Below are 5,457 nucleotides of genomic sequence, written 5' to 3'. Positions count from 1 at the left end.
TCCATCACCCCCCACAAATCACCGCCCTTGTACCCTTGAAGCGTCGGTATTTCGTGCCAATCTTCCCATCGGGTATCCTTCAAAAGCCGCTTGTGAGAATGCTTCGTTTTAGCGAAGCGATCCGGAAAAATCTGGTAAAAAACCGCGTGCTTAACCCAATCCGGTGTCTGTATCTGCATGAATAACTCCCTCTCCACAACCAACACGGTACAAAGGCTGGCAGCTTTCGGGTTCTACCCTCTGGGTGAAACTCAGGGATGATTTAGCCCAGATTGGAAGTTTTCAAGAAAAGTGAGGTTTTTGTTTTCAATCGTTGTGCTTTAGGATACTGAATTTTGCGGCGGCGAACCCGGTTTTGATTTATCGGGAAACTTACACTTGACTTCGATTTCTAAGTTGCTCTCAGCCTTCCCTTCAGTAATATAAGGGATACCTGCTGAACCACCCAGTTTCATGCCAAATTTCAGTGTCACTTCCTCAATCTCAGCGGCACCGAAGTCTTTAAAAGCACTGATGGCATAAGTTGCGTAGCCCCGAATCATTTGCCGCGCTTGCTGCATTTTGATGACAGCGTCTTCTCGGAAGCCCATTGATTGGTTGGGATCGTAATCTTCGGGTGCTGTTGCAGGGGGCATGATGGGACTAGATTTTGTCTCAACGTATATTTCGTATTTTTGACCATCCTCTTCTATAAGCAGACGTTGCACTTCTGACATGGGCTGTCTCTTTGTAAGTTTTCGTGTGTTTTTTGTAAAGTTAAAGCCAGTTTCGCTCTTGCTAAGCTATCCTGGTGTCTCAATTAACATCGTCTTTAAGGGTGCCTGTCAACTAATTCAATATTTTGAAACCAGGTTGCTAAATGGCTCGATACGCCCTTGTTATTGGAATTTCCGAATATCAAAGCTCAAACTTATCACGCCTTCCCAAGACAGTAACCGATGCAGAGGCTGTAGGACAGATACTCAAGCAATACGGCGACTTCCAGATTGTTAAACGACTGCCTGAGCGTTGGAATCAACAGCAGAACGACTATGAAATTGGGACAAAGGCGGTAACTGGCACCGAACTGGGGCAAGCTTTAAGAACGTTTCTGCTGGAACAGGCATATAGAAGCGATGCGCTCATCTACTTCAGCGGACACGGGATTACAGTATCAGATAATTTAGGGCAAACTAAAGGGTATTTAGCAACTTCGGATTGCGTGCTGGAGACGGATGGGAAGCGTATTGTCGGGCAACAACATGGAATTGCCTTAGATAGTCTCAATGAGCTGATTCGAGCTGCCGAACTCAGTAGTTTAGTTTTGCTACTCGATTGCTGTCATGGTGGCTATTTTCTGGAACGCCAGTTAGTAGAACAAACGCTTACAGCTTTTAGCTCCCAAAAAGATTACTACATAATTACAGCCTGTAGAACCTTCGAGCAAGCGTGGGCGATGCACGATGAAAAGCACGATGTCTTTACGGGAGCCGTTCTCGATGGGTTGGCGTTAGAGAATGCTGGAAAAGATGGAAGTGTCAGTGGCGATCGCTTATTCGATCACATCAGCAGACAGCTCAAAGGTAAAAGGCAGGAACCAATCCGCATGGGTTGGGGTAAGTCAATTACGGTAGTGAATTATCCGCTAAATGAAAACACTCCATCCGTTACTTTGACTTTCAATCGAGAAAATCCATATCAGGGACTACAAGCTTTTGAGTTAGGGAAAGAAAAATATTTTTTCGGGCGCGAACAAGCTATCTGGGCACTGCTACAAAGACTCAATAATGCTAGATTTCTCTCGGTCATTGGTCGATCGGGGTGTGGCAAGTCTTCTCTAGTAAAAGCAGGATTGTTGCCAGAACTCCAAAGCGATCGCCTTCCCGGTAGCAGTCAGTGGGAAATCGAGATTTTTACTCCTGGCATCGATCCTCTAGGAAAACTAACAGAGATCCTGACTCGACGACATCAGGAAAATAAGCCGTTTGTCCTATTTATCGACCAATTTGAAGAGGTATTTACCCTCTGCAATGATGAAGCAAAGCGACAATCTTTCATGCGGTTGATGGCGGATGAAGCAACGGCTTCCGACCGAATCACCAGAGTGATTGTCGCGATTCGGGGAGATTTTCTCGACCGATGCGCTGCCTATCCAGAAGCGGTAAATTTAATTAATCGCACTCAACCGACAACTTATGTTGTTGAGCTACTATCTCACTCAGAAATAGTGGAGACAATTGAAAAACCCGCAGAGCTTCATGGCGTCGGATTTGAGCCTGGGTTAGTGTCGCAAATTGCAGAAGATGTGGAAAATCAACCAGGAGCATTACCCTTGTTGCAATATGCGCTTTCTGAGTTGTGGCGAAAATTTTGCGAACAGGATTCCCCCTCTGGACAACCGCTTTTGACTTGGCAAGACTACGAGGAGATTGGCGGAGTCAAAGGCGCGTTGGATAACCGAGCGACTATTCTATATCGGAGTTTTATTCCAGAGAATCAAGCTTTTGTGCGTCGCCTATTCATGAGATTGGTGAAGTTAGGTGACGGCAACGAGGTAACACGCCGTCGTGCCGCTTGGGAAGAATTGAGCGCGATCGCAGATTCCCCCGAACAACTGCAACAAATAGTCAGACTGCTAGCAGATCAACAGCAACGCTTAGTTATCACCGATGAAAACACCATAGAAGTTGCCCATGAAGCCCTTTTATCCGAGTGGAAATTACTTCGCAGTTGGATTGAAGACAACCGCGAGAATATCCGCCTCAAGCAAAGTTTAGAGGATGATTGCCGCGAATGGCTCGAAAGGTTTCAAAAATCCGATGATGCGCTACTGACAGGTGCGCGTCTGGCAGCAATTGAAGAGTGGGTGAATAATACTCAAACTCAACTTCCTCCCCTAGAAGCGGAGTTTTTGAAGAAGAGCGTGGAGAGACGCGATCGCGAACTGCAAGAAAAAATAGAAGCAGCAAAACGGGAAGCTGAAGCTTTAGCCTTAGCTGAAGCAGAAAAAGCTAAGGCAGCCGAAGCTTTAGCCCTAGCTGATATAGAAAAATCTCTTATAGCAAAGGATAAAGCCGAGGCGGAAGCTAGAGAAGAAGCAGCAAAAGCTAGAGAGGCTGAAGCCAGAACTAAGGTTCAAAAGCAAAGAAATTGGTGGCTGTCTGTAGCAACAATTGGACTGGCAGTAGTTGCAGCCTTATCTATTAGACTTCAACAACAAGCAAAACAACGAGAAAAAGCCGTTTTAGAGGCTTTGATTTCAAGGCCTCAAGAGTTATTTGCTGCCAATAAACAGCTTGAAGCCTTGATAGAAAGTGTGCAAGTGCTGAAGCAGTTGAAAACGAACGGAGGGGAGCAGTCGTATGCACTCAATCTTTTACAACCCATAATCTCTAGCATCCGTGAGCGTAATCGTTTAGAAGGGCATGTTGATGAGGTGAACGATGTTAGCTTTAGTCCAGACGGTAGCCTGATTGCTTCTGCAAGCCAAGATGGATATTTAAGGCTTTGGAGTAAAGAAGGTAAGTTTTTAGATACACAATCCTTTAATCATAAAAAAACTGTTTGGGGGGTTGATTTTAGCCCTAATAATCATATAATTGCTTTTACTGATGGGGATGGCATTATTAGTATTAGAGACATATCTAATAGTATTTTCAAGAAAGAATTACAACCACCAGGATATCTAAATAATTCTAAAAAACTTGCTTTAAGAGTGAAGTTCAGTCCTAATGGTCAAATGGTTGCGTCTGCGAATTTTGATAATACTGTGAGAGTTTGGCAGGTATCAAATAATTCATTAATAAAAACTTTCCATCATAATGCTGAAGTTAACAGTGTGACTTTTAATTCTGACGGTCGGCAAATCGCTTCTGCCAGTGCAGATGGCACTATAAAAGTTTGGAGTTTAACATCTAATAAGGATAAGCCTTTAAGAACATTGAGAGGGCATACAGATGAAGTTTTTAGTGTAAAGTTCAGTCCGGACGATAAAAATATTGTTTCTGGGAGTAGAGACAGAACCATAAGGATTTGGAGTTTATCATCCAACCAACCACAAAGAGTATTAACAGACCATAATGATATGGTTTACAGCATTAGTTTTAGTCCTAATGGTCAAATTTTTGCTTCTGGTAGCAAAGACGGAACTGTAAAGCTCTGGAGCAAAGAAGGTAATTTATTAAAAACCTTTTGGCATGGTTCTTCTGTTTTTAGTGTAAGTTTTAGTCCTGTTGATCAAATAATTGCTTCTGCTGGTGCTGATAGAAGCGTGAGACTTTGGAGTATGGATTTAAATCCTCCCAGGAATAATAGTATAAATGATTTAGTTGAATATAGTTGTAAATCATTATCTAGTTATCTGAGAAATAATTATAAATTAAATAGGGAAGAACGCAATATTTGTAACAAAATCTAATTAAACCGGGTAATGTTTGTTGTGTTCTTGGTTTAAATAAAATATTATTGTAGTCTTAATTGATATATAATTATTCATAATAACTAGAAAAAACTAGAAAGGCAAAAATGGACAATTCAGAGTTGGCTTTTAGAATTTTGAAAGAAGTTTTGTCAATTAACAATCTCGATGAAAAAGATATTGAGCTAAAGACGCGGAAAATTTTGGTTTCTTTTGAAGAAATCTATAAAAAAGTTTCTGAATTAACAAATCAATTACCTGAAAAGGATGAAGCAAACAATAAAAATTGTGAATCGAGTTTCATTCAAGCGCTTAAAAATGCTTCGAGCGGTGAAACCTATGAAGAATTCCGGGAAATTATGATGCGTGAAGTATTAGAGAAACCAGAGATTCTTGATTTTACACATCTTAAAGAGGAAACAGTAAAGGAAGAAATTGGAAAAGCTTTGATGGCAGAAACAATTGAAGGGCTTTCTAGCTCATTAAAGGATATTTCTCCTAGTTTTTTTGAATGTTCAAGCCTTAATCCATGTGCATTTTGTACTTTTAGAAGTGCTGCAATAGACGTAACTTCTTACGAAAGCTTAAAACAAGCGTTGAGTAGAGATGTTTTCTGATAAAGGATTTACCCATTATTTTGGTAGCTTGTTCGCTCCTGCCTTTACTTGCTAACCAACTTATCCTATACAGTTGTCAGACGAGTGGCGACTGAGCAAGATTCTTGTCAGTAACTACATTCAGAAAGAAAATCGTGAGAGAGTGCGATCGCACTCTCTACCCAATCAAGAGCGCGATCGCTCTTTTAGCCTATCCCTCTGGGTGGAGAGGACAGACCGAAAAAGTCTTGGTATCCTAGAGAGCGAATGGCTGAAACTCAAGTGAGATCGCGCTAAAAAGACAAAAGCGAAATGAGCGGCTGTTCAATTGGTTTAAACATATAAAAACTATACTTCCAGATTTCTTTATAAATATTTAAACTTTAGAAAATTATCTACTTTAGTTTGGAGGTAAAATGAGTATTTCTTGCAGTAGTTCGCTCGGATGGTAGAGGGACATTTGTA

Annotated in this window: 4 protein-coding genes and 1 pseudogene; 3 read left to right on the top strand and 2 right to left on the bottom strand. The window is 41.5% G+C overall.

Annotated elements, in window-relative coordinates; translation table 11 throughout:
* Positions 1-179, bottom strand: a pseudogene (locus H6F50_RS27420) (alpha-amylase); the annotation flags it as partial.
* A gap of 141 nt (positions 180-320) precedes the next feature.
* The gene (locus tag H6F50_RS25220; protein ID WP_190430805.1) at positions 321-716 is read right to left on the bottom strand and encodes a CU044_2847 family protein; all 396 of its coding nucleotides are present in this window, start codon (positions 714-716) and stop codon (positions 321-323) included.
* A 143-nt stretch (positions 717-859) separates the two neighbouring features.
* Between H6F50_RS25220 and H6F50_RS25215 the strand changes: the two genes are divergently transcribed.
* From H6F50_RS25215 to H6F50_RS25205, 3 genes are all read left to right on the top strand, one after another.
* Positions 860-4,396 (top strand): caspase family protein, encoded by a 3,537-nt coding sequence (locus H6F50_RS25215; RefSeq protein WP_190430804.1) that lies wholly within the window; start codon positions 860-862, stop codon positions 4,394-4,396.
* A 107-nt stretch (positions 4,397-4,503) separates the two neighbouring features.
* On the top strand, positions 4,504-5,013 hold the full coding sequence (locus H6F50_RS25210) for a hypothetical protein (protein ID WP_190430803.1): 510 nt from the start codon (positions 4,504-4,506) through the stop codon (positions 5,011-5,013).
* 73 nt (positions 5,014-5,086) lie between these two features.
* On the top strand, positions 5,087-5,278 hold the full coding sequence (locus H6F50_RS25205) for a hypothetical protein (protein WP_190430802.1): 192 nt from the start codon (positions 5,087-5,089) through the stop codon (positions 5,276-5,278).
* Positions 5,279-5,457: the final 179 nt, after the last annotated feature.

The sequence above is a fragment of the Coleofasciculus sp. FACHB-712 genome, from assembly GCF_014695635.1.
In the GTDB taxonomy this organism is placed as follows: domain Bacteria; phylum Cyanobacteriota; class Cyanobacteriia; order Cyanobacteriales; family FACHB-T130; genus FACHB-T130.
This window is presented reverse-complemented; position numbering and strand designations above follow the sequence as displayed.

What these genes read in the sequence shown, in the direction of transcription:
- H6F50_RS25215 (WP_190430804.1), top strand. Translation starts at nt 860, where the DNA reads ATGGCTCGATACGCCCTTGTTATTGGAATTTCCGAATATCAAAGCTCA.
- H6F50_RS25210 (WP_190430803.1), top strand. Translation starts at nt 4,504, where the DNA reads ATGGACAATTCAGAGTTGGCTTTTAGAATTTTGAAAGAAGTTTTGTCA.
- H6F50_RS25220 (WP_190430805.1), bottom strand. Translation starts at nt 716, where the DNA reads ATGTCAGAAGTGCAACGTCTGCTTATAGAAGAGGATGGTCAAAAATAC.